Source organism: Mesorhizobium escarrei (assembly GCF_935825525.1).
Taxonomy (GTDB): domain Bacteria; phylum Pseudomonadota; class Alphaproteobacteria; order Rhizobiales; family Rhizobiaceae; genus Mesorhizobium; species Mesorhizobium escarrei.
The window spans coordinates 1-20,943 of record NZ_CAKXZT010000189.1 but is presented as its reverse complement, the minus strand read 5'-3'; the positions used below and the strand labels follow the sequence as shown (position 1 = coordinate 20,943).

Annotated in this window: 24 protein-coding genes; 6 read left to right on the top strand and 18 right to left on the bottom strand. The window is 63.1% G+C overall.

The features are described from left to right. Positions 1 to 21: 21 nt before the first annotated feature. Positions 22 to 618: a L,D-transpeptidase family protein gene (locus NMG80_RS36045; RefSeq protein ID WP_254022552.1), complete on the bottom strand. Its 597-nt coding sequence runs from the start codon at positions 616 to 618 to the stop codon at positions 22 to 24. An 84-nt stretch (positions 619 to 702) separates the two neighbouring features. Here NMG80_RS36045 and NMG80_RS36040 point away from each other — a divergent pair, with 84 nt between their 5' ends. After that, complete coding sequence (locus tag NMG80_RS36040) at positions 703 to 1,386, top strand: response regulator transcription factor (RefSeq protein WP_254022551.1); 684 nt, start codon at positions 703 to 705, stop codon at positions 1,384 to 1,386. Positions 1,387 to 1,617: 231 nt separating this feature from the next. Continuing rightward, positions 1,618 to 2,073: a cyclic nucleotide-binding domain-containing protein gene (locus NMG80_RS36035; RefSeq protein ID WP_254022550.1), complete on the top strand. Its 456-nt coding sequence runs from the start codon at positions 1,618 to 1,620 to the stop codon at positions 2,071 to 2,073. Positions 2,074 to 2,264: 191 nt separating this feature from the next. Here NMG80_RS36035 and NMG80_RS36030 read toward each other — a convergent pair whose 3' ends face one another. The 6 genes from NMG80_RS36030 to tesB form a co-directional block, all read right to left on the bottom strand. After that, on the bottom strand, positions 2,265 to 3,071 hold the full coding sequence (locus tag NMG80_RS36030; RefSeq protein WP_254022549.1) for an exodeoxyribonuclease III: 807 nt from the start codon (positions 3,069 to 3,071) through the stop codon (positions 2,265 to 2,267). Positions 3,072 to 3,459: 388 nt separating this feature from the next. Next, entirely contained in the window at positions 3,460 to 4,143 is a 684-nt protein-coding gene (locus NMG80_RS36025; protein WP_254022548.1) for an outer-membrane lipoprotein carrier protein LolA, read from the bottom strand. 160 nt (positions 4,144 to 4,303) lie between these two features. Continuing rightward, positions 4,304 to 6,958, bottom strand: coding sequence for an FtsK/SpoIIIE family DNA translocase (locus NMG80_RS36020; protein WP_254022547.1), 2,655 nt, complete (start codon positions 6,956 to 6,958; stop codon positions 4,304 to 4,306). Positions 6,959 to 7,316: 358 nt separating this feature from the next. Further along, positions 7,317 to 8,744 (bottom strand): ammonium transporter, encoded by a 1,428-nt coding sequence (locus tag NMG80_RS36015; protein ID WP_254022546.1) that lies wholly within the window; start codon positions 8,742 to 8,744, stop codon positions 7,317 to 7,319. Between the two features lie 31 nt (positions 8,745 to 8,775). Next, complete coding sequence (locus NMG80_RS36010; protein ID WP_023800571.1) at positions 8,776 to 9,114, bottom strand: P-II family nitrogen regulator; 339 nt, start codon at positions 9,112 to 9,114, stop codon at positions 8,776 to 8,778. Between the two features lie 220 nt (positions 9,115 to 9,334). Then, complete coding sequence (gene tesB / locus NMG80_RS36005; protein ID WP_254022545.1) at positions 9,335 to 10,210, bottom strand: acyl-CoA thioesterase II; 876 nt, start codon at positions 10,208 to 10,210, stop codon at positions 9,335 to 9,337. A 157-nt stretch (positions 10,211 to 10,367) separates the two neighbouring features. Between tesB and NMG80_RS36000 the strand changes: the two genes are divergently transcribed. Beyond that, a complete protein-coding gene (locus NMG80_RS36000) occupies positions 10,368 to 11,630 on the top strand; it encodes a ubiquinone biosynthesis hydroxylase (protein ID WP_254022544.1) in 1,263 nt (420 codons plus the stop codon). A gap of 42 nt (positions 11,631 to 11,672) precedes the next feature. Here NMG80_RS36000 and NMG80_RS35995 read toward each other — a convergent pair whose 3' ends face one another. The 3 genes from NMG80_RS35995 to NMG80_RS35985 are packed head-to-tail and all read right to left on the bottom strand — an operon-like array spanning position 11,673 to position 12,883. Next, on the bottom strand, positions 11,673 to 12,305 hold the full coding sequence (locus tag NMG80_RS35995; protein ID WP_254022543.1) for a hypothetical protein: 633 nt from the start codon (positions 12,303 to 12,305) through the stop codon (positions 11,673 to 11,675). 5 nt (positions 12,306 to 12,310) lie between these two features. Next, the gene (locus NMG80_RS35990; RefSeq protein WP_254022542.1) at positions 12,311 to 12,667 is read right to left on the bottom strand and encodes a YciI family protein; all 357 of its coding nucleotides are present in this window, start codon (positions 12,665 to 12,667) and stop codon (positions 12,311 to 12,313) included. Positions 12,668 to 12,670: 3 nt separating this feature from the next. Then, positions 12,671 to 12,883 carry a hypothetical protein gene (locus tag NMG80_RS35985; protein ID WP_254022541.1) on the bottom strand — a complete coding sequence of 71 codons (213 nt, stop codon included), beginning with the start codon at positions 12,881 to 12,883 and terminating at the stop codon, positions 12,671 to 12,673. Positions 12,884 to 13,076: 193 nt separating this feature from the next. Between NMG80_RS35985 and NMG80_RS35980 the strand changes: the two genes are divergently transcribed. Further along, positions 13,077 to 13,502 carry an OsmC family protein gene (locus NMG80_RS35980; protein WP_254022540.1) on the top strand — a complete coding sequence of 142 codons (426 nt, stop codon included), beginning with the start codon at positions 13,077 to 13,079 and terminating at the stop codon, positions 13,500 to 13,502. 99 nt (positions 13,503 to 13,601) lie between these two features. Here NMG80_RS35980 and NMG80_RS35975 read toward each other — a convergent pair whose 3' ends face one another. From NMG80_RS35975 to NMG80_RS35950, 6 genes are all read right to left on the bottom strand, one after another. Next, positions 13,602 to 14,240, bottom strand: coding sequence for a YceH family protein (locus NMG80_RS35975; RefSeq protein ID WP_254022539.1), 639 nt, complete (start codon positions 14,238 to 14,240; stop codon positions 13,602 to 13,604). A gap of 65 nt (positions 14,241 to 14,305) precedes the next feature. Next, positions 14,306 to 15,085: a succinate dehydrogenase iron-sulfur subunit gene (locus tag NMG80_RS35970; RefSeq protein WP_023800578.1), complete on the bottom strand. Its 780-nt coding sequence runs from the start codon at positions 15,083 to 15,085 to the stop codon at positions 14,306 to 14,308. A gap of 64 nt (positions 15,086 to 15,149) precedes the next feature. After that, positions 15,150 to 16,988 carry a succinate dehydrogenase flavoprotein subunit gene (gene sdhA / locus NMG80_RS35965; protein WP_254022538.1) on the bottom strand — a complete coding sequence of 613 codons (1,839 nt, stop codon included), beginning with the start codon at positions 16,986 to 16,988 and terminating at the stop codon, positions 15,150 to 15,152. A 4-nt stretch (positions 16,989 to 16,992) separates the two neighbouring features. Then, positions 16,993 to 17,367, bottom strand: coding sequence for a succinate dehydrogenase, hydrophobic membrane anchor protein (gene sdhD, locus NMG80_RS35960; protein ID WP_436798760.1), 375 nt, complete (start codon positions 17,365 to 17,367; stop codon positions 16,993 to 16,995). Between the two features lie 23 nt (positions 17,368 to 17,390). Next, positions 17,391 to 17,810, bottom strand: a complete 420-nt coding sequence (gene sdhC / locus NMG80_RS35955; RefSeq protein WP_254022536.1) for a succinate dehydrogenase, cytochrome b556 subunit — start codon at positions 17,808 to 17,810, stop codon at positions 17,391 to 17,393. A gap of 387 nt (positions 17,811 to 18,197) precedes the next feature. Beyond that, entirely contained in the window at positions 18,198 to 18,533 is a 336-nt protein-coding gene (locus NMG80_RS35950) for a hypothetical protein (RefSeq protein WP_254022535.1), read from the bottom strand. Positions 18,534 to 18,760: 227 nt separating this feature from the next. Between NMG80_RS35950 and NMG80_RS35945 the strand changes: the two genes are divergently transcribed. After that, positions 18,761 to 19,129: a hypothetical protein gene (locus NMG80_RS35945; RefSeq protein WP_254022534.1), complete on the top strand. Its 369-nt coding sequence runs from the start codon at positions 18,761 to 18,763 to the stop codon at positions 19,127 to 19,129. On the opposite strand, the gene NMG80_RS35940 is transcribed toward NMG80_RS35945, so the two are convergent. Together NMG80_RS35940 and NMG80_RS38125 are read right to left on the bottom strand one after the other, a co-directional pair. Continuing rightward, complete coding sequence (locus NMG80_RS35940; RefSeq protein ID WP_254022533.1) at positions 19,113 to 20,336, bottom strand: GGDEF domain-containing protein; 1,224 nt, start codon at positions 20,334 to 20,336, stop codon at positions 19,113 to 19,115. The two genes, NMG80_RS35945 and NMG80_RS35940, sit on opposite strands and share 17 nt — an antisense overlap. Before the next feature lie 30 nt (positions 20,337 to 20,366). Continuing rightward, a complete protein-coding gene (locus NMG80_RS38125) occupies positions 20,367 to 20,660 on the bottom strand; it encodes a hypothetical protein (RefSeq protein ID WP_436798759.1) in 294 nt (97 codons plus the stop codon). A gap of 17 nt (positions 20,661 to 20,677) precedes the next feature. Here NMG80_RS38125 and NMG80_RS35935 point away from each other — a divergent pair. After that, the coding region (locus NMG80_RS35935; RefSeq protein ID WP_254022532.1) for a hypothetical protein at positions 20,678 to 20,943 on the top strand (266 nt) is incomplete at its 3' end.

Here is a 20,943-nt window from a genome sequence, read left to right as displayed (position 1 = left end):
TTCCCCTATTCCCCTATTCCCCTACCTCACCACCCTCACCACCGTGCGGTCCGACAGCAGCGGCAACAGCCGGGCCATCGTGCGTGCCGTCACTGCGACGCAGCCTTGCGTCGGCGTGAAGTCGGGGCGCGCCAAATGAAAGAAGATCGCGCTGCCGCGGCCGCGGCGACGCGGCGAAATGTTCCAGTCGAGCACCAGGCAGGCGTCGTAAAGCCGGTCGGCGCGCAGCATCCGCTCGTGGCTGGCGCCATAGGGGATCTTGACCGCACGGTTGTAGTTGCGGTCCTCGGGCACCTCGCACCAGCCGAGATCGCGACCGATCGGCGCCATCGCCAGCCGGGTTTTGCGGCCGCCGGGAAAATGATCGTTACGGAAATATCCTGACAGTATCCGCATCGACCCAAGCGGCGTGGCGCCATCGCCTTCGCGCTTGCCGGCCGATATGCCGCCGCGCCCCAGAGCACAGGAAAACACCAGTTTGCCAGCCTGCAGGAGCCCCTGGCTGGGGTGGCCGGGCCTGGTGCGCACTGTGAGAACACGAAGCTGTTTTCGCAAAAATGCGCTCGCCTCATTGCACGCGCGTTTTTTCTTGTATGATCGTGCCACGGAACAAATCATTGTGATCGGCTGTTGTGCCGGTCAGCTTCCGCATAAACAGGCAGCGGTCAACTGAATTTTCTTTTCAAAACAACGGATTGATCCATGACTTCACGCACCATTCTGATCGTCGATGACGATGACGACCTGCGCGGCACGCTCGTCGAGCAATTGTCTCTCTATGAAGAATTCGACGTCCTGCAGGAATCAACCGCCGCCAAAGGCATTGCCACGGCCCGCGGCGGCGTCATCGATCTGCTCATCATGGATGTCGGCCTTCCCGACATGGATGGCCGCGAGGCGGTGAAGATGCTGCGCAAGGGCGGCTACAAGTCGCCTATCATCATGCTGACGGGACACGACACCGATTCCGACACGATTCTCGGCCTCGAAGCCGGCGCCAACGACTACGTGGTCAAGCCGTTCCGCTTCGCGGTTCTCCTGGCCCGCATCCGTGCCCAGCTTCGCCAGCATGAGCAGAGCGAAGACGCCACTTTTTCGGTCGGCCCCTACACTTTCAAGCCTAGCCAGAAGCTTCTGATCGACCAGCGCGGCGCCAAGGTGCGGCTGACCGAAAAGGAAGCCTCGATCATCAAGTATCTCTATCGCGCCGACCAGAAGGTGGTGACGCGCGACGTGCTGCTCGAGGAAGTGTGGGGCTACAATTCCGGCGTCACCACGCACACGCTGGAAACCCATGTCTATCGGCTGCGCCAGAAGATCGAGCGCGATCCTTCCAACGCAGAAATTCTTGTGACAGAAAGCGGCGGCTACAAGCTGGTTCCTTAAACATTTAATCATTCAATCAGCGGTTAGGGGAGGGGCCGCTTTCGGGTACGATCCTGAGACTGGAGGTGGTTTCTGGATCGAGCTCGCTGACGCATCGGTCCAAAAATCGGGATTGATTTTGGAAAGGCCGGTGTGTCGATTTCAAAGCGTTTAGAGCGTCCTTTGCGCGTCCAAAGGGAGGCTCGGCGCTGTCAGGGAGGGATTGGACTGGCCGTTCGGGGACATAGCTAGATGGCGTTGGATGACGACATCCGCATCCTGTCCGCCGTGAGGCTCTTCGAGAGCTTCACGGAGGAACAGCTGCGTCTGCTTGCCTTTGGCGCGGAAACCACCAGGCTGCAGGCCGACCACAAGCTTTACCGCGAGGACGACGAGGCCGATTGCGCCTACATCGTGGTCAGCGGGCGCATCGTGCTGTATCGCGAGCAGGATGGCGCCCGCGTCCCGATAGGCACGGCCGGCCCCGGTACGATGCTGAGCGAACTAGCGCTGATCGCCGACACCAACCGGCTGACCAGCGCATCCGCCGAGATCGATTCGGAAGTGCTACGGCTCAGCCGCAAGATGTTCCACCGCATCCTGGAGGAATATCCCGATATCGCGATCCACCTGCACCAGCGCATCTCCGAGGATTTTCTGGCAATGATCCGCCGCATCGAGGAGTTGGCGCCGCGTTTCGAGAACTGAGCCCGGATCAGGGCGGGAAGGTTTAGGTGTATCGAGATTCAGATCAGGCCGGGCCGGAGTCGAAGTCGGGCGCGAAGCGACCAGAATGGTGGGATCCGAGAACCGGAGCGGAGCGTACTTTTGGGTACGTGAGCACCGGAAGCGCAGGAAACCAGCGTTCGCAGGCCGGCCTCATCTGAATATCGATACACCTAATCCAGGTCGAACCGCGCTATGACCGGCACATGGTCCGACGGCCGTTGCCAGCCGCGCGCCGGCCGCAGGATCTCGTAGCCGGTAAAGCTCGGCACCAGGTTGGGCGACGACCAGACATGGTCGAGCCGCCGGCCGCGATCCGACGCCTCCCAATCCTGCGCGCGATAGCTCCACCAGGTGTAGAGCTTCTGCTCATAAGGCACGTTGAGCCGCATCAGGTCGATCCAGTTGCCGGCGAGCCGCATCGCCTCGAAACTTTCCGTCTCGACCGGCGTATGGCTGACCACTTTCAGGAGCTGCTTGTGCGACCAGACATCGTGCTCGAGCGGCGCGATGTTGAGGTCGCCGACCAGGATCGAGCCGGACACTTCGTCGTGCTCGGCACGGATGGCGTTCATTTCGGCGACGAAATCCAGCTTGTGCCTGAACTTGCGGTTGATCTCCGGATCGGGCTCGTCGCCGCCGGCCGGCACATAGAAATTGTGCAGCAGGATCGCCTTCCCGCCGGCCCGCACGGTGACCGACAGATGCCGGCAGTCCTCGATCTCGCAGAAGCGGCGCTTTTCGACGATCGCGATCGGCCGACGCGCCACCGTCGCCACGCCGTGATAGCCCTTCTGACCGTGGAAGGCGATGTGCTGATAACCGAGCTTGCGAAACGCCTTCTCGGGAAACAGTTCGTCGGGAACTTTGGTTTCCTGCAGGCAGAGCACGTCCGGTGCCTGTTCGACAAGCAGGCGTTCGACGAGCGGCATGCGCAGGCGGACGGAATTGATGTTCCAGGTGGCGACAGAAAAGGGCATGCGGTGAGTCCGGGATAGCACGGGACCGCAGGAACCGGATGGCCCCGACGGGCTGGTGCCTTTTTGGCAAGGAAGTTCCGGAAACTACTGCCAGCCATACGCTGCAAAAACAAGCCGGGCGCAATCGTCGACCCTCGCGCCGCCCCTCATTGCCCTGCCGGGCATTTCTCCCCGTGAACGGGGAGAAAGAAGCTGGCTCCAGCGCAGCACCATTCTTTCAACCATGGTGGATGGCGAAACCGTCGATGACAGCGTCCTTCTCCCCGTTTGCGGGGAGAAGATGGCGGCAGCCAGATGAGGGGCAGCGCTGACGCCCGGAAAGGCCTCCCACGACGAAGCGCAGGAAACCGCCATTCGCAGGCCGGCCTCACCTGAATAACAGCGGATCCTACCGCGACTTGGTGTTCAGCTCGCGGTTGGCCGTATAGTCGATGGCAAAAGTCTCGGGGGCGAAGCTTACGCCTTCCCTGACGTTGAAGATCATCACCGTCGTGTCCTTGCCTTGCGCGTCGGTGATCGTCCACTGGCGCAATTCGTAGGTTTTCGGATCGAACATCATGGTGATCTTCGAACTGCCGAACACCGATTTGTCGGCGAGTTGGATGGTGGTGACGTCATTCTCTTCCTTGACGCTTTTGACGCGGCCGCCGGAGAGATCGATCTTGGTGTCGAGCAGCAGCTTGAGCGGCGTTTTCGACAGTGGGTAGAGATCGGATGTTTTCAGCCGCTTGTTGAGGATGACCACCGACTTGCCGTCGGAAATCACCCGGAAATTCGACGTCCCATCATAGTTGAAGCGTATCTTGCCCGGCCGTTCCAGAAAGAACTTGCCGCCGGTCTGCTCGCCCTTGGGTCCGAACTGCACGAATTCGCCGGCCATCGATTTGACTGAGGAAAAATGGTCGGCGATCTTCTGCGCGGTGGCTGGCACCGCCGCTTGCGCCGACGCCAGCAACTGGACCCCGGGCACGACATTGATGGCCGCGGCACCTGCCAGGACCAGGCCGAGGCCAAGCAGTTGGCGGCGGGTCGGGGCAAAATCGCTGATCGTGGCGAAAGAAGAGTTTTTCATGCCGGTTACTCTCGTCTGGTTTATCTGTTGTCGCAGTGTTTGGCCCCCCAGTTGGGCTTAAGTTTGGCGGCCGAACAGCGCTTGGTCGTTGCAAACGCTCCAGAAGGTACAAAGTTGCTGCCCTCAGGTTGCAGTCGCGAAAATCCTATCGCCGGGCGGATCAGAACTTGTCGTCCTCCGTCGGCACCAGAATCTCGCGTTTTCCCGCATGGTTGGCCGGGCCGACAATGCCTTCCTTCTCCATCTTCTCGATGATCGAGGCGGCGCGGTTGTAGCCGATGCCGAGCCGGCGCTGGATGTAGCTGGTCGAGGCCTTGCCGTCGCGCAGCACCACCGCAACCGCCTGGTCGTAGGGATCGTCGGAATCCTCGAAATTGCCGCCGCCACCGCCCGAGCCACCCTTGCCCGACGGCTCGTCGTCGTCCTCGTCGTCATCCTCGGTAATGGCATCGAGATATTCCGGCACGCCCTGCAGCTTCAGATGCGCGACGATCTTCTCGACCTCGTCATCGGAAACGAAGGGACCGTGCACGCGCTGGATGCGGCCGCCGCCGGCCATGTAGAGCATGTCGCCCATGCCAAGCAGCTGTTCGGCGCCTTGCTCGCCCAGAATGGTGCGGCTGTCGATCTTCGACGTCACCTGGAAGGAGATGCGGGTCGGGAAGTTGGCCTTGATCGTGCCGGTGATGACGTCGACCGACGGCCGCTGCGTCGCCATGATGACGTGGATGCCGGCGGCGCGCGCCATCTGCGCCAGGCGCTGCACCGCGCCTTCGATGTCCTTGCCGGCGACCATCATCAAATCGGCCATCTCGTCGATGATGACGACGATGTAGGGCATCGGCTCGAGATCGAGGTTTTCGGTCTCGTAGACCGCTTCGCCGGTCTGCCGGTCGAAGCCGGTCTGCACGGTACGCGAGATTTTTTCGCCCTTCTTCTCGGCCTGCTGCACCCGAGCGTTGAAACCGTCGATGTTGCGGACGCCGACCTTCGACATTTTGCGGTAGCGGTCCTCCATCTCGCGCACAGTCCATTTCAGCGCCACCACCGCCTTCTTCGGGTCGGTGACGACAGGCGTCAAAAGATGCGGGATGCCGTCATAGACCGAGAGCTCGAGCATTTTCGGATCGATCATAATCAGCCGGCAGTCCTGCGGCGTCAGTCGGTAAAGCAGCGACAGGATCATGGTGTTGATGGCGACCGACTTGCCCGAGCCGGTGGTGCCGGCGACCAGCACGTGCGGCATCTTGGCGATGTCGACGATGACCGCCTCGCCATTGATGGTCTTGCCGAGCGCCAGCGCCAGCTTGGCCTTGGTGGTCTCGAAATCGCGGCTGGCCATGATTTCCCTGAGATAGACGGTCTCGCGCTTGGCGTTCGGCAGCTCGATGCCAATGGCGTTGCGGCCCGGCACCACGGCGACGCGGCAGGCGATCGCGCTCATCGAGCGGGCGATGTCGTCAGACAGGCCGATGACCCGCGACGATTTGATGCCGGGCGCCGGCTCCAGTTCATAGAGCGTGACGACCGGGCCAGGGCGGACATGGATGATCTCGCCCTTGACGCCGAAATCCTCCAGCACGCCTTCGAGCAGGCGGGCATTCTGCTCGAGCGCGTCCTTGGACAGGCTGGCGTCGCGCACGACGTTCTTCGGTTCGGACAGGAAATGCAGCGACGGCATTTCGAATTGTTCGGAGCCGATCAGCGAGGTCTGGGCTTCGCGCTGGACACGCGCCCCCGGAACCGGCCGGGGCGCCGGCGCCGCGACGCGTGTGGCCGCATCGGAGCGGAACGGCTGCACCTTCGCATTGGGAGCAGTGGCGCGCTGGCCCGCCGGCTCCGGCGCAAAATCCATGTCATCGTCATCGTCAAAAACATCGGCGTCGTCGGGATCGAGCGAGGCACTGCGGTCGTTGACCATGGCGGCGAAGAATTCCGGCTCGACGCGGGCGCGGCCATCGGCGCTCATCCGCGATTCGGCGAATTCGGCCGATTCGACCCGTTCGGCAGCGCGCCGCCAGGCGCTGGCGCGCGGCTCCATCTCCGGTTCGAAATCGTCGCGCTCGCGGCGGCGCGCGGCGCGGCGGCGGAGGTAGGCCCGCAACGATAGCCACCAATGCGTGATCGCGCCAAGCGCCAGAATGCCCTCGTCGCCCTCACCCTCGTCATTGTCGAAAAGCAGGTCGTCCTGGTCCCTCGGATCGGGTCCAGCCGGTTGCTCCAGGACGGCGAAACCGTTCTTGCGTGCAATCAGCGCCGAGCCGTAGGCAAACAGCCACAGTGCCGGCGCGGCCAGAAGCACGGCGAGCACGCTGGCGATAAGACCGGTCGGATAGCCGCCGACGACGAGACCGGGAATTTTGAGCACCATGTCGCCGAACACGCCGCCGAGACCGGTCGGCAGCGGCCAGGTCTTGGGCGGCACCACGCAGCCGGCCATGGCCGCGGCAAGCACAGCGTAGCCGAACCAGGCGAGCCCGCGCTTCGGCAGCCTGTCGACGCCGCGTGCCGAAAACAGCAGAAACCCCCAGACCACCGCCGGCACCAGCGCCGCGACCGCAGCAAGGCCGAAGAACTGGATGGCAAGGTCGGAGAAGACAGCGCCCACATAGCCCATGGCGTTGGTGACGATGTTGTCGGTGGCGTGAGAGAAGCTCGGGTCGGCGACGTTCCAGGTGGCGAGGCTGGCGACGCCGAAGGCGACCAGCGCAAACAGGCCGGCGCCGACCAGCCGGCCGACCTGACGCCGCGCGAACGCCCGGATGCCGTGCCCCGTATCGGCCAGCGCAAGCGGTGCTGAAGCCCCTGAACGCATTCGTCGTTCCCCGTCTGTCATGGACTGGCCGGACGCATGACGCACTCCGGCAGATTCGTGTGCCAGACTATCGGCGGGAAGGTTAAGGCCGCATTAACCATGGGTGCGTGCCGGCGCTCCCCGAGTGGAAACCAGTCACACAAAGGGCGGGCACGCTGGCCCGGGCCGATGTTTCATCGCCAAGATCGATCAGGCGCCCGATCAAGCGATTGTGACCGAGCCTGGACTGCCACCGGCGCGGCGTCGCACACGAAAAAGAGGCCCGGAACCGGTCCGGGCCTCAATGCGTGAGCCCTTTTCGGGAGCGTCACGACGGGAGGGAAGGATGCAGGGCGGCCGAGGCCGCCCCAGACCAGGCTTACGGGTGATAGGCCGCTTCGCCATGCGCGGTGAGGTCGAGCCCTTCGCGCTCTGCATCGGCTGTCGGACGCAGGCCTACGATCATATCGACGATCTTGTAGAGGATGGCGCTGCCGATGCCCGACCACAGGACGGTTACCAGGACACCCTTGAACTGCGACCACAGCTGGGTCGCCGTGCCGGCATAGCCGGCAGCGAAGTCGGCTGTCGAATAATCGACGATGCCGGCGCCGCCGAGAGCGGGGTTGACCAGGATGCCGGTGCCGAGCGCGCCGATGATGCCGCCGATGCAGTGGATGCCGAAGACATCGAGGCTGTCGTCGTAGCCGAACTTGTTCTTCACGACCGAGACGAAGAAATAGCAGACGCAGCTGGCGACGATGCCGAGCACGATGACGCCCATCGGTCCGCCAAAGCCGGCAGCGGGCGTGACGGCGACAAGGCCGGTAACAGCGCCCGAAACCGCGCCAAGCATGGAGGCTTTGCCGCGCAGCAGCGTTTCAAGCACGATCCAGGTGACTGCCGCCGCGGCTGTGGCGACGAAGGTGTTGACCATGGCCAGCACCGCATAGGCGTTGGCCTCGAGGTTCGAACCGGCATTGAAGCCGAACCAGCCGACCCACAGCAGCGACGCGCCAACCATGGTCAGCGTCATCGAATGCGGCGCCATGACGTCCTTGTTGTAGCCAATGCGCTTGCCGATCATCAGCGCGCCGACAAGGCCGGCGATGCCCGCATTGATGTGAACGACGGTGCCGCCTGCGAAGTCGATGGCGCCAAAGCCGAAGATGAGCCCCGACGGGTCGCTGTAAGCGCTCGGGCCGCCCCAGAACCAGACCATATGCGCGATCGGGAAGTAGACGAATGTGACCCACAGGATGGTGAAAAGGATCACGGCCGAAAACTTGACCCGTTCGGCGAAGGCGCCGACGATCAGGGCGGGCGTGATGCAGGCGAAGCTCATCTGGAAGATGACGAACACCAGCTCAGGAATGGCGACGCCCTTGGTGAAGGTTTCCGATACCGTCGTCACGTCGACGCCGGCAAGAAACATCTTGGAAAGGCCGCCGACGAAGGCATTGCCGGGGGTGAAGGCAAGGCTGTAGCCGTAGAAAACCCAGACGATCATGACCACGCTGGTGATGGTGAAGACCTGCATCAGCACCGACAGCATATTCTTGGCGCGAACCAGGCCGCCGTAGAAAAGGGCAAGGCCGGGAATGGTCATCAACAGCACCAGTATGGTGGAAATCATCATCCACGTCGTGTCGCCCTTGTCGACGGTAAAGGCCGGCGCTGCTGGCGCGGCCGGTGCGGCCGGCGCCGCTTCCTGCGCGAACGCGGCGACCGTGCCCAGCGCTGCGATAGCGAGTGAGCCCAGCAGCGCGGTGCGCGCCGCCGACTTCAAAGTAGAAGGAATATTCATTGAACTCTCCATTGGAATACGTTTCCGCAGCTCAAAGCGCGTCGGTGTCTGTTTCGCCGGTGCGAATCCGCACCGCCTGGTCGATGCCGAAAACGAAGATCTTGCCGTCCCCGATCTGACCGGTCTTGGCCGCCGCAGTGATGGCTTCGACGGCCTTGTCGACCATGTCCAGGCCGACCGCGACTTCGATCTTGATCTTCGGCAGGAAGCTGACCGCGTATTCCGCCCCGCGATAGATTTCCGTGTGTCCCTTCTGACGCCCGTAGCCTTTGACTTCGGTGACGGTCAGGCCCTGGATGCCGACTGCGGTGAGCGCTTCGCGCACCTCGTCGAGCTTGAACGGCTTGATGATTGCCATCACGATTTTCATAAGGTTTCACCCTTTACTGTTGCGGGTCCCCCGCGTTTGCACGACTTCGCCGATCCCCATGAGAGCCGGAGAGTGCCCGCTAGGATTCAAGCTCCGTGCCAGTTGCCGAAGCAGGGTGTTAAGCTGCTGTTAAATAAGGACTTGGGGAAGGTTTGTCGGCTGACTGTTCATAGTCGCGGCAGCGCATCTGATTAAAAAGTAGGCAATTTTGCAAAATTGCCTATTCCGCGGGCGGCCGCTTCAGCCTGATCAGGCCTTCCTGGGCAACCGAGGCGATCAACGTGCCGTCGCGGGCAAACAGCGACCCACGCGTGAACCCCCGCGACCCTTGCGTCGACGGGCTGTCCTGCGTGTAGAGCATCCAGTCGTCGAGTGGATGGCTGCGATGGAACCACATCGCGTGATCGAGGCTCGCCGCCTGGATGTCGCTATCGAAGATGGCGCGGCCATGCGCAAAGGTCGAGGTATCGAGCAGCGTCATGTCGGAAAGATAGGCAAGCACGGCCGCCTGCGTGGCGCGATCGCCCGGAACCGGGCCGGTCGTGCGGATCCAGATGTTCTGTTTCGGCTCCAGCTTCTCCCGGCTGGTGTAATGCTCCAGCATCACCGGCTTCATCTCGATCGGCCGGTCACGCTCCCAGTAGCGCCTGATGCCGTCGGGCACGGCCGCGCCGTACTTGCCGATCAATTCGCGCTGCGACAGCAATGTGTCGGGCGCCGGCACGTCCAGCGGCATCGGCACCTGGTGCTCGAGACCGACCTCATCCTGCTGGAACGAGGCTTCCAGCGAAAAGATCGCCTGGCCGTGCTGGACCGCCACGACGCGCCGCGTGGTGAAGGAGCCGCCGTCGCGGATACGGTCGACCTGGTAGATGATCGGCACCTTGGTGTCGCCCGGCCTCATGAAATAGCCGTGCAGCGAATGGACGTGGCGTTCGGGCTCGACCGTACGCTGGGCGGCGACCAGCGCTTGGGCGATGGTCTGGCCGCCGAAGATACGCTGCCAGTCGAGTTTGGGGCTGCGACCACGGTACAGGTTGTGTTCTAGCTGCTCGAGGTCGAGAATGCCGAGAAGCTCGTCCATGGCCGCCGTCATGTTTCGCGCCCTCGTGTCGATTTGATTCCGAAGTTCGCCTGAATTCGATATTTCGCTCGAAGCGAACTTCAGAAGCCGCAAAAGTGTTATGGCGGTTTCCGACAGGAACGACGGGCAGTCAAGGGCTGAAAGGATTTTGGCCGGAAAGGAATTTGCCATGGTCGACGGCAAGGCGGATGCAAAAAACCGAACCGCGCTCGACATTCTGGTCGCCGGCGCCGGCTATGTCGGCCTCGCCGCCGCCGTATCGCTGAAACAGGCGCGACCGAGCCTGGCGGTCGCTGTCGTCGACGCCGCGCCGGCCGGCAGCTGGCAAAAGGACGGCCGCGCCTCGGCGATCGCCGCTGCCGCTTGCCGCATGCTCGACCAGCTCGGCGTCTGGGCCGAGATCGCCTCCGAGGCGCAGGCGATCACCGAAATGATCGTCACCGATTCGCGCACGTCCGATCCGCTGCGCCCGGTGTTTCTCACTTTCGATGGCGAGGTCGCGCCCGGCGAAGCGTTTGCGCATATGGTGGCCAACAGGGATTTGAATGGCGCCTTGCGCCGGCGCGCTGAAACACTCTGCATCGACATCATCGAAGGCGTCGCCGTCAGTGCCTTCGACGTCAACGGCGCCGGCATCACCGTGCATCTTGCCGACGGCGCGACGCTGAAGGCGCGGCTGCTGATCGCCGCCGACGGCGTCAACTCGAAGCTGCGCGACATGGCCGGCATCAAGACGGTGAAATGGGAGTACGGCCAGTCCGGCATCGTCTGCACCGTCGCGCATGAACGGCCGCATAATGGCCGCGCCGAAGAGCATTTTCTGCCAGCCGGCCCATTCGCCACGCTGCCGCTCAAGTCGGACAAGGACGGCACCCACCGCTCATCGATCGTCTGGGTCGAGCGGTCGGAAGATGCCGAAAAATTGGTCGACGGCGACGACCTCGTCTTCGAGCACGAGCTGGAACAGCGGTTTGGCCTGAAGCTCGGCGAAGTTCGCGTCGCCGACCGGCCGCGCGCCTGGCCGCTCGGCCTGACCATCGCCCGCGATTTCGTCGCGCCGCGCATAGCGCTCGCCGGCGACGCCGCCCACGGCATCCACCCGATCGCCGGCCAGGGCCTCAATCTCGGTTTCAAGGATGTCGCGGCATTGGCCGAAGTGGTAGTCGAGGCCGACCGGCTCGGCCAGGATGTCGGCGCGCTCGACGTGCTCGAACGCTATCAGCAGTGGCGGCGCTTCGACACGCTGCAGATGGGCATCACCACCGATGTCCTCAACCGGCTGTTTTCCAACGACATCGGCCCATTGCGCGCCGTCCGCGACATCGGCCTCGGTCTCGTCGAACGCATGCCGCGGCTGAAGGATTTCTTCATCCGCCAGGCGTCCGGTCTGTCCGGCGACACGCCGAAACTGCTCAAGGGCGAGGCGATCTGAACCCGACTCACGGGCCGGCATCACCTGAATATCAGCACACCCTTAGTTGACCTCGAAACCCAGCTTCTGGCGCAGCCGCAGTATCCTCTGGTCGGATATTTTTAGGGGTTGCTCACCAGCTTGCGCCGCACGGTCCACCATCTGCAACAAATCGTTTCGCTCAGTCACATCCAGACGTTCGCGCAGAAACGGCGCCAGTTTGTCGATGACGATCGTGGCATCGTCGATCTGTGACGCCGCCCATTTGGCGTAGACCACGGCCTCATCGGTCTTCTTGTCGTCCGCAATCTCCGAAATCACCGACCGAATCACGGCTTCGCGCTGCGGCGGGACAGGGCCGTTCTCGGAAATGAAGGCGGTGATCAGCGTCGCGGCCGCCACGACCGCATCGTCGATCGCCGTCAGCGGTGAGAGCGCCGCCTGCTTGCGCAGTCTCTCGCGCCGAATGTTGCCTTGCACACGCCCGACGACGTCCGCGACCTCGCGCGCCGCCTCGTTCATGGCCTTCATCCGATACCACCAGAACGCCGCCACTCCCAACAGCCCAATTGCGGCAATCAGTATATGCATGGCCGACTCCCCAACGCCAGCGACGATAGGAGAAGTGCTGCCGCGCTTCAACACGCAAAAGTTGCGCCCGCCGAGGAAAATGATTCCGCCGGACGCAAACGGCATAATCTCTAGGATCCCGGCACGTTGTAGATCGCCCTGACCTCGATCGTGCCGATTTCGGCCAATGGAATGCCGCCGGCGATCTCCAGCGCCTCGTCGATATCCCCGGCCTCGATCATGACGAAGCCGAGCAATTGCTCCTTGGTCTCGGCGAAGGGACCATCGGTGATCAGCCGCTTGCCCTTGCGCCGGCGCACGGTTTTCGCGGTTTTTACCGATTGCAGCGCCTGCGCGACGATCAGCCGACCGCTTTGCTCCAGCGACCTGTCATAGGCCAGCGAGTCGGCGTCGAGCTTAGCCAGCCTCTCCGGGCTCATTGCGTAAAGGTCTTTTTCCTCACCATAGACCAGGCAAACATATTTCATCTCTCATCTTCCTTGTTGTGACGAACCGTTGGCAGCCAAGGTCCCGGCCGGGCTTTTGACCGCCGCATGATCGACGAGCGACACCGCAACCCCAATGATGGCGACCGCCACAAGCAGTCGACCGAAACCGGAAGGTTGCCGATCCAACCAGTCGGCTTCCTGTTCAGCCGCCTTTCGGTCGGTGTCTCTCCAGTGAGCAGAAAACAGATTATTCATGGTGTCCTCCATTCGGCCACGAAACCCGTGGCCGCTCGCAGGACGGCCGAGGCAGATGGAAATCGACATTTTTGCACGCAGATTTTTTAGCGCGTCGCCATTGGCGCGAAAGCACGGGTGGCCTTCGTGCCCGCGCGCGCTATAGTCGACAGACGCCGATCACGGCTCAGCCACCACAAGCAAGGAGGACTTCATGGACCGCACCGCAAACGCCGTCTGGCAAGGCAATCTGAAAGAGGGCAACGGCACGCTCGACACGCAGAGCGGGGCCCTGAAAGGCACGCCCTACTCGTTCAAGGCGCGGTTCGAGGATGAAAGCGGCAAGGCCGGCACCAATCCGGAGGAACTGATCGCGGCGGCGCATGCCGGCTGCTTTGCCATGCAGTTCTCTCACTTCCTGGCCGAGAACGGCACCCCCGCCGACGAACTCGCCGCCAAGGCGGTGGTGACGCTGATTCCTGGCACGGGGATCACAGGCAGCGCGCTCACGGTGGTCGGCAAGGTGCCGGGCATCGATGCCGCGAAATTCCAGGAGCTGGCCGAACAGGCCAAGGCCGGGTGTCCGGTGTCGAAGGCGCTCGGCGCCATAAAGGTTTCGCTCGACGCCAAGCTCGGCTGAGCAGATGGCATGAGGTGATAAACGCCGGCTCCAGGGCCGGCGTTTTCATTTGTGGGGCGTTGGCGGTCCTTCACGTCCCTCCGACGCCTCGAAAGGTCGTCAGCGCGCTTCGCCGGTCAGCGCGTCGATGCGTGCGCGCAGCTGCGCAACCTCTTGCTCGAGCGCCTGCACGCGCGCTTCGAGATCCGAGGCCGGCGAAGGCGCTTGCAAGGGCGCCGCGGCAGCCGACAGCTGTACAGGCCCGCCCAAGAGATGCACATAGCGGTCCTCACGCTGGCCGGGACCACGGTCGATCTGCTGAACGAGCGGCGGCTTGCGGCCGATCAACAGGTCGAGATTGCTGCGAAGCTCGTCGATAGAGGGTAGGCGCGCCATGCGCTCGCTGCGCACCAGCAATTCATAGGCGGTCTGCGGACCGCGCAGCAACAGCAACCCGAGCAGCGCGATCTGCGCCGAGGTCAGCGAAAAGCGTTGCGCGACGACATGCTCGTAGCGCTCGACGCGCGAGGCAAAGACCTGCCTGACCAGCCCCTTGTGCTCGAGCTGGCCAAGCGCTCGTCTGACCTCGACAAGCTCGACCGACATCACCGGCTCGCGCGCCGTCTTCTGGTTGGCAGCGGCAAGTGCCGCATTGAGCGTCAGCGGGTAGATGTCGGGCGTCAGCTCCTTCTTTTCGATCAGGCAACCGAGCACGCGCGCTTCGACAGGAGAAAGGATGGGGAGTTCGGTATCGGTCATAGGTCGGCTATCCCTTTGAAGTAGGCGGGATCACGAGAGCCGAGCGAAGCGGAAACCGCCAAAGGCTAAACCCTTCTCTCCACCATCATCTTCTTGATCTCGGCGATCGCCTTGGCCGGGTTCAGCCCCTTGGGGCAGGTCTGGGCGCAGTTCATGATGGTGTGGCAGCGATAGAGCCGGAACGGGTCTTCGAGATTGTCGAGCCGTTCGCCCTTGGCCTCGTCCCGGGAATCGATCAGCCAGCGATAGGCCTGCAACAGCGTCGCCGGGCCGAGATAGCGGTCGCCGTTCCACCAGTAGCTCGGGCATGAGGTCGAGCAGCAGGCGCACAGGATGCATTCGTAGAGCCCGTCGAGCTTTTCGCGGTCCTCATGGCTCTGCAGCCATTCCTTGGCCGGCTCGGGCGACACCGTCTTCAGCCATGGCTCGATCGAGGCGTGCTGGGCGTAGAAATTGGTCAGGTCAGGCACCAGGTCCTTGACCACCGGCATATGCGGCAGCGGGTAGACCTTGATCGCGCCGGAAATGTCGTCGCAGCCCTTGGTGCAGGCGAGCGTGTTGGAACCGTCGATATTCATGGCGCAGGAGCCGCAAATGCCCTCGCGGCAGGAGCGGCGCAGCGTCAGCGTCGGGTCGATCTTGTTCTTGATGTAGAGCAGCGCGTCGAGCACCATCGGCCCGCAATCGTCCATGTCGACGAAATAGGTGTCCATGCGCGGGTTCTCGTCATCGTCCGGCGACCAGCGGTAGATGCGGTACTCCCGCAGGTTGGTCGCACCCTCCGGCTTCGGCCAGGTTTTTCCGGCCTTGATCTTCGAGTTTTTTGGAAGGGTGAGTTCGACCATTATCTCAGGTCCTTTCGGATGACGAGCTTCAGCCTGGACCAAGCCCCGTTCACGGCGGCCATCATCAATACACCCTGGCCTTGGGCGCGATCTTGGCCAGGTTGATGCCGCCGTCTGCTTCCCTAAGCAGCGGCTCGGTGTGCACTGGCCGATAGCTGAGCGACACCTCGCCGGCCTCGCTGAGCCGGGCCAGCGTGTGCTTGCGCCAGTTAGCGTCATCGCGCGCCGAAAAATCTTCCCGCGCATGCGCGCCACGGCTCTCCTTGCGCGCCTCGGCGGCGTAGACCGTGGTGATGGCGTTGGCCATCAGGTTTTCCAGCTCAAGCGTCTCGACCAGGTCGGAGTTCCAGATCATCGAGCGGTCGAACACTTTTACGTCGTTGAGCTCGCCCCAGATCTGCGAAATGCGCTTGCAGCCGCTTTGCAGCGATTCCTGCGTGCGGAACACCGCTGCATCTTCCTGCATCGCCTTCTGCATCCGTTCACGCAATACCGCCGTCGGCGTCGAGCCGTTGGCGTGGCGCAGCCGGTCGAAGCGGTCGATGGTCTTCTCGACCGAGGCTTCGTTGGGCGACGGGATCGCCGCGTTGCGGTCGATCACCTGGCCGGCCCTGATCGCCGCGGCGCGGCCGAACACGACCAGATCGATCAGCGAGTTCGAGCCCAGCCGGTTGGCGCCGTGGACGGAGGCGCAGCCGGCTTCGCCGACCGCCATCAGCCCGGGCGACACCTGGTCCGGGTTCAAGGCGCTGGGGTTGAGCACCTCGCCCCAGTAATTGGTCGGCACGCCGCCCATATTGTAGTGGACCGTCGGCAGCACCGGGATCGGCTCCTTGGTCAGATCGACGCCGGCAAAGATTTTTGCCGACTCCGAAATCCCCGGAAGCCGCTCGTGCAAAACGGCTGGATCGAGGTGGTCGAGGTGGAGAAAAATATGGTCCTTGTTCTTGCCGACGCCGCGTCCCTCGCGGATTTCCAGCGTCATGCAGCGCGAGACCACGTCGCGCGAGGCAAGGTCCTTGGCCGATGGCGCGTAGCGCTCCATAAAGCGCTCGCCCTCGGAGTTGACGAGATAGCCGCCCTCGCCGCGCGCGCCCTCCGTGATCAGGCAGCCGGCGCCGTAGATGCCGGTCGGGTGGAACTGCACGAACTCCATGTCCTGCAGCGGCAGCCCGGCCCGCGCCGCCATGCCGCCGCCGTCGCCGGTGCAGGTGTGCGCCGAGGTCGCCGAGAAATAGGCGCGGCCATAGCCGCCGGTCGCCAGCACCACCATTTTTGCCGAAAAACGGTGGATGGTGCCGTCGTCGAGGTTCCAGGCGACGACGCCGGTGCAGGTGCCGTCCGGCTCCATGATCAGGTCGAGCGCGAAATACTCGATGAAGAACTGCGCGTTGTTCTTCAGCGACTGGCCGTAGAGCGTGTGCAGGATGGCGTGGCCGGTGCGGTCGGCGGCCGCACAGGTGCGCTGCACCGGCGGGCCGTCGCCGAAATTCATCATATGGCCGCCGAACGGCCGCTGGTAGATCTTGCCCTCTTCGGTGCGCGAGAACGGCACACCGTAATGCTCAAGCTCATAGACGGCGGCGGGCGCTTCGCGCACCAGATATTCCATGGCGTCGACGTCGCCGAGCCAGTCCGATCCTTTCACCGTGTCGTACATGTGCCACTGCCAAGAATCGGGGCCCATGTTGGACAGCGAGGCGGCGATGCCGCCCTGAGCGGCGACAGTGTGCGACCGCGTCGGGAAAACCTTGGTGATGCAGGCGGTGCGCAGGCCCTGTTCGGCCATGCCGAGCGTGGCGCGCAGGCCGGCTCCGCCGGCGCCGACGACCACCACGTCGAATTTGTGATCGACATAGCTGTAGGCGGACGCCGTATTGGCGTTGTTCGCGTCCCTGGCCAAAATTTCAGCCTCCAAATGCCAGTTTGAGCAGGGCGAAGATCGAAGCGACGCCGACCACTACGGGAAAGAACGTGTTGAGGGCGAGCAGCGCCAGCCTCATGCCCTCGCCATGCACATAATCCTCGATGATCGCCTGCATGCCGAGCCGCATATGGTAGAGCCCGGACAACAGCACCAGGGCCAGGACCAGCGCCACGAACGGGTTGGCAAGTGCGGTGCGCACTTGCGCATAGCCGGCGCCGTTCAACGCGATCAGAAAGCCCACGAAGAACAGGATCAGCGGAATGTTGGCGATCGCAGTCAGGCGCTGGCGCCAGAAATGCTCCGTGCCCTCGCGGGCGGAGCCGAGGCCGCGGACCTTGGCCAGCGGCGTGCGCATGTCGGTGTTGTGGTGGCTCACGATCAGGCTCCCCGCGCCATGTAGCCGGCGATCCAGATCAGCAGCGTCAGCACAATCGAGCCGGCCAGCGTCGCCCAGGCGACCCTGGAGGCGGTGTCCTTTTCAAGACCGGCCCCGGTGTCCCAGATCAGATGGCGCACGCCGCCCAGCATGTGGTGCATCAGCGCCCAGGTATAGAACAACAGCACCAGCCGCCCCAGCCACGAGCCGAAGGCCCAGTTGACGGCATCGAAGGTGGCTTGCGAGCTCGCCGCCGCCATCAGCCACAGCGCGACCAGCAGCGTGCCGAAATAGAGCGCGCCGCCGGTGACGCGATGGATGATCGACATCGTCATCGTGATCGGCGGTCGATAGACGGTCAGATGCGGCGAAAGCGGCCGTTCACGTCTGGCAAATTCGCGGGTGGCTGGTGATTTGCTCATGGCTCCCCCAGTTCGGCGTCTCTGGAGCCCCAGGTGGAATGGCGGCATTACCGCTTCCGGTTGCGACTTTGGACAGCCCGGTTTCTAATGCTCTTTTTGCACCGCGTCAAAGCCGGAAAATCGTTTCGAAAACGTAATTTAGTCTGACAAAATAGGCTGGTTTCGCTTCAATCGATTAGGGGCGCGACCCAAAGCCGGCGCAACGTTCGCTGCAGTGCGGTATGTGGTTTCGGTCCGACGGCTTGGGGCATGTTGAGATTCAGGTCAGGCCGTGGCGAAAACAGTGGTTCCGAGAACCGGAACGGAGCGTACTTTTGGGTACGTGAGTACCGGAAGCGCAGGAAACCACTGTTTGCAGACCGGCCTCACCTGAATATCGCCATGCCCCTAGCGGGTGCAGGTCAGCGGCGTCTTCCCGCTCTTCATCACCAGCGCGTCGCGCCCGTCGATCACGATTGCGTCATGCGCCGCGCCGAAGCGGCTGCTTTGATTGGCTGGCGAAGCCGGCAGATCCTCGCTGGCGCCGTCCGGGCCAAGCACCCGCACGGAAGTGCCGAGGTTTTCGATGGTGATCCTGGCGCCATCGGCGCAACTGTAGGTTGCGGTGCGCGGCTGCGGTGAATCGGTCGCGGGGGCCGGCGCATTGGTCTGCGACACACAGGCGAAAGTGGTCAGCAATGGACAAACCGCAAGCATCACCCGAAACGTCCCGCCTAACGCCATATGCTGCCTCCTGCGCGTCAATCCAGCCGCGATGCTTTGCCAGGATCGCTCGATGCTCGGCGCCGGCTGCGATGGTGGGGGCAAGCATGGCCGAAAGATGGCCGCGCCAATATTAACCATGTTTTGCCGAGACCTGGCGGCGAGCAGGGCTGGGCTCTTAACAAAGGTTAAGAAAAGGTTAATTTGTGATTCGAGCAAGACTCAGCCTCTGACAAATGGGGGACGCCATGCGTTCGAATTCAGGCAGATCGCGCCTTCCAGCGCCCGTCTTGATGGCCGTCGTTCTGGTGGCGGTGGCCATCGGCTTCGCAGCACCGGCACGCGCCGGGACCCGCGACCGCGTCTATGCCGATTCCTTCGGCAATCTCGTCATCGAGAGCGCCGCCGGCTACAAGCGCATCCTCGTTGGCGAGGGCAAATTGGCCAAGGAATTGTCGGATTACGTCGGCGCCGGACAGCCCAAAATCGTCTATCAAGACGAGCCCGACAATGTCAGCAGCCGCGACTGCTACAGGCCGCCGGTTTTCGTGAAGGGCCGCAGCTATATGTACGGGCTTTCCGACGGTGAGATGCCAGAGCTTAGCCCCTGCCGCTGATCTTCGGCCCGGCATTGGCGACAGCCGGCTGCCGGGCGGCGATTGATCCTATCGAGATCCGCACGCAATTGCGTCCGCTGCCCTTCGCTTGATAGAGCGCTTCGTCGGCGCGCCGCAGCAGGTCGGAAAAATCCTCAGTCGGGTGGAGCTCGGCAACGCCGAAGCTGGCGGTGCAACGATGGTCTGCCGGCAGAGAGTCGATCGGCAACGCCCCGAAAGCGCTGCGCGTGCCTTCGGCGAAGAGCCGCGCGGCGGCGAGGTTGGTTCCCGGCAGGATGATGGCGAATTCCTCACCACCGATGCGGCCGGCGACGTGATGCTCGGCGGCCGCATCAAGCAGGAAGCCGGCAAAGGCCTCGATGACCCGGTCGCCGGATGCGTGGCCGAAACTGTCGTTGATGCTCTTGAAATGGTCGAGATCGGCGATGACCAGGGCGACCGGAATACCCGTGCGCACGGCGTCACGCATCGCGAGCTCGGCATGACGCTCGAAGCCGCCTCGGTTGAGCAGCCTCGATAGCGTGTCCGTCTCCGACTTCGACGTCGCTTCGGCGAGCACGTCGCGGACCAGAATGATCAGGATGAGAAGCGCGATTGTCATGGCGAACACCGTGCCGAGCGATTGCGACACCAGAGCGTAGTTGCTCTGCAAATAGGCCTGCGGATTGGCTCCCCAGCCGCCCAATGCATGGGCGATGAACGGCTTGCTCACGAATTGCAGGGCGCTGGCCGCCAGTACGGCCATCAGCGCATGGTCGAGCCAGTCGCGTCTTTGCCTGGACGACCAGACGACGCCGACGCCGACGAACTGCATGGCGGCATAGGGAAGCTGGTAGGCCATCATGCGGGCAAGCGACTGGCGCGGCAGATCCTGCACGAAATACACGGCCACGGTGGCCGCCAACAGGAAGACGAGCATCGGCGCCCAGGGCGGCCCCACGCCGTATTTATGGGCAAGCCCGCCATTAAAGGCGATGGTGGCGCCCAGGAAAACGGCGAAGCCCGCGACGACCGCAGGTCGCGCATTGTCGAAGACCGGAATGCTGAACTCGACGGCGAAATAGGCCATCCCGAGCAGATAACCGAAGACCAGCCAGCGCGCCGGCGCGCGCGCCGCATCGTTGAACGAGATGGTCATGAAGGCAGCCGCCAGCAGGCCGGCGACGAGCAGGTTGATTGCAAGGATGAACTCTGCGCCGCCGCCCATGTGGTCTTCCGCACTCCCTGCGCCAGCAAATCACGAACGGGCGAAAAAGACGTTAACGTGGGCCTGATGATCAGCCGGCTTTGAGCTGCTCCACAACAAGCACGCCTCAACTGTCGATAGGCCGACCGTTGATAGGACGGCCTGTTCCGTTTGGCTTTTGTAAAGCGCCTTGTAGGCGCCCTGCATCAGCGGCTCCAGCTCTGCCTCGCCGGTGGGGCCGCCACGCCGAAGCTCGCGGCTACTCTCGCGCCGGGCGGAAGCCTGCCGACGCCATGAAGCTGCTGCACGGAACTTGAAACCGCGACCGGCGTTTTCCAGCAGCAATCGATGGAGACGCTTTCATGGCCGATACGATCATGCTGACCGACCACGAGGCAATTCGCTCATGGGCCGCGGCGCGCGCCGGATTTCCGGCAATCGTAGACGTGTCGCCCGAAACGGGTACGCAAGCCATGTTGAGGCTGGTCTTCGGCCAGCACGCCTATCAGGATCTGGATGAGGCCGAACGCCCGGTCAATGCGGGCGGCTACGAACTGGTCGAATGGGACGAATGGTTCAAGCTGTTCGACGAACGGCAGCTGGCGCTAGTACCTTTTCACAGTGATGT

Coding starts and splice junctions, on each gene's coding strand:
- NMG80_RS36045 (WP_254022552.1), bottom strand. CDS start 618: ATGATTTGTTCCGTGGCACGATCATACAAGAAAAAACGCGCGTGCAAT.
- NMG80_RS36040 (WP_254022551.1), top strand. CDS start 703: ATGACTTCACGCACCATTCTGATCGTCGATGACGATGACGACCTGCGC.
- NMG80_RS36035 (WP_254022550.1), top strand. CDS start 1,618: ATGGCGTTGGATGACGACATCCGCATCCTGTCCGCCGTGAGGCTCTTC.
- NMG80_RS36030 (WP_254022549.1), bottom strand. CDS start 3,071: ATGCCCTTTTCTGTCGCCACCTGGAACATCAATTCCGTCCGCCTGCGC.
- NMG80_RS36025 (WP_254022548.1), bottom strand. CDS start 4,143: ATGAAAAACTCTTCTTTCGCCACGATCAGCGATTTTGCCCCGACCCGC.
- NMG80_RS36020 (WP_254022547.1), bottom strand. CDS start 6,958: ATGCGTTCAGGGGCTTCAGCACCGCTTGCGCTGGCCGATACGGGGCAC.
- NMG80_RS36015 (WP_254022546.1), bottom strand. CDS start 8,744: ATGAATATTCCTTCTACTTTGAAGTCGGCGGCGCGCACCGCGCTGCTG.
- NMG80_RS36010 (WP_023800571.1), bottom strand. CDS start 9,114: ATGAAAATCGTGATGGCAATCATCAAGCCGTTCAAGCTCGACGAGGTG.
- tesB (WP_254022545.1), bottom strand. CDS start 10,210: ATGACGGCGGCCATGGACGAGCTTCTCGGCATTCTCGACCTCGAGCAG.
- NMG80_RS36000 (WP_254022544.1), top strand. CDS start 10,368: ATGGTCGACGGCAAGGCGGATGCAAAAAACCGAACCGCGCTCGACATT.
- NMG80_RS35995 (WP_254022543.1), bottom strand. CDS start 12,305: ATGCCGTTTGCGTCCGGCGGAATCATTTTCCTCGGCGGGCGCAACTTT.
- NMG80_RS35990 (WP_254022542.1), bottom strand. CDS start 12,667: ATGAAATATGTTTGCCTGGTCTATGGTGAGGAAAAAGACCTTTACGCA.
- NMG80_RS35985 (WP_254022541.1), bottom strand. CDS start 12,883: ATGAATAATCTGTTTTCTGCTCACTGGAGAGACACCGACCGAAAGGCG.
- NMG80_RS35980 (WP_254022540.1), top strand. CDS start 13,077: ATGGACCGCACCGCAAACGCCGTCTGGCAAGGCAATCTGAAAGAGGGC.
- NMG80_RS35975 (WP_254022539.1), bottom strand. CDS start 14,240: ATGACCGATACCGAACTCCCCATCCTTTCTCCTGTCGAAGCGCGCGTG.
- NMG80_RS35970 (WP_023800578.1), bottom strand. CDS start 15,085: ATGGTCGAACTCACCCTTCCAAAAAACTCGAAGATCAAGGCCGGAAAA.
- sdhD (WP_436798760.1), bottom strand. CDS start 17,367: ATGCGCACGCCGCTGGCCAAGGTCCGCGGCCTCGGCTCCGCCCGCGAG.
- sdhC (WP_254022536.1), bottom strand. CDS start 17,810: ATGAGCAAATCACCAGCCACCCGCGAATTTGCCAGACGTGAACGGCCG.
- NMG80_RS35950 (WP_254022535.1), bottom strand. CDS start 18,533: ATGGCGTTAGGCGGGACGTTTCGGGTGATGCTTGCGGTTTGTCCATTG.
- NMG80_RS35945 (WP_254022534.1), top strand. CDS start 18,761: ATGCGTTCGAATTCAGGCAGATCGCGCCTTCCAGCGCCCGTCTTGATG.
- NMG80_RS35940 (WP_254022533.1), bottom strand. CDS start 20,336: ATGGGCGGCGGCGCAGAGTTCATCCTTGCAATCAACCTGCTCGTCGCC.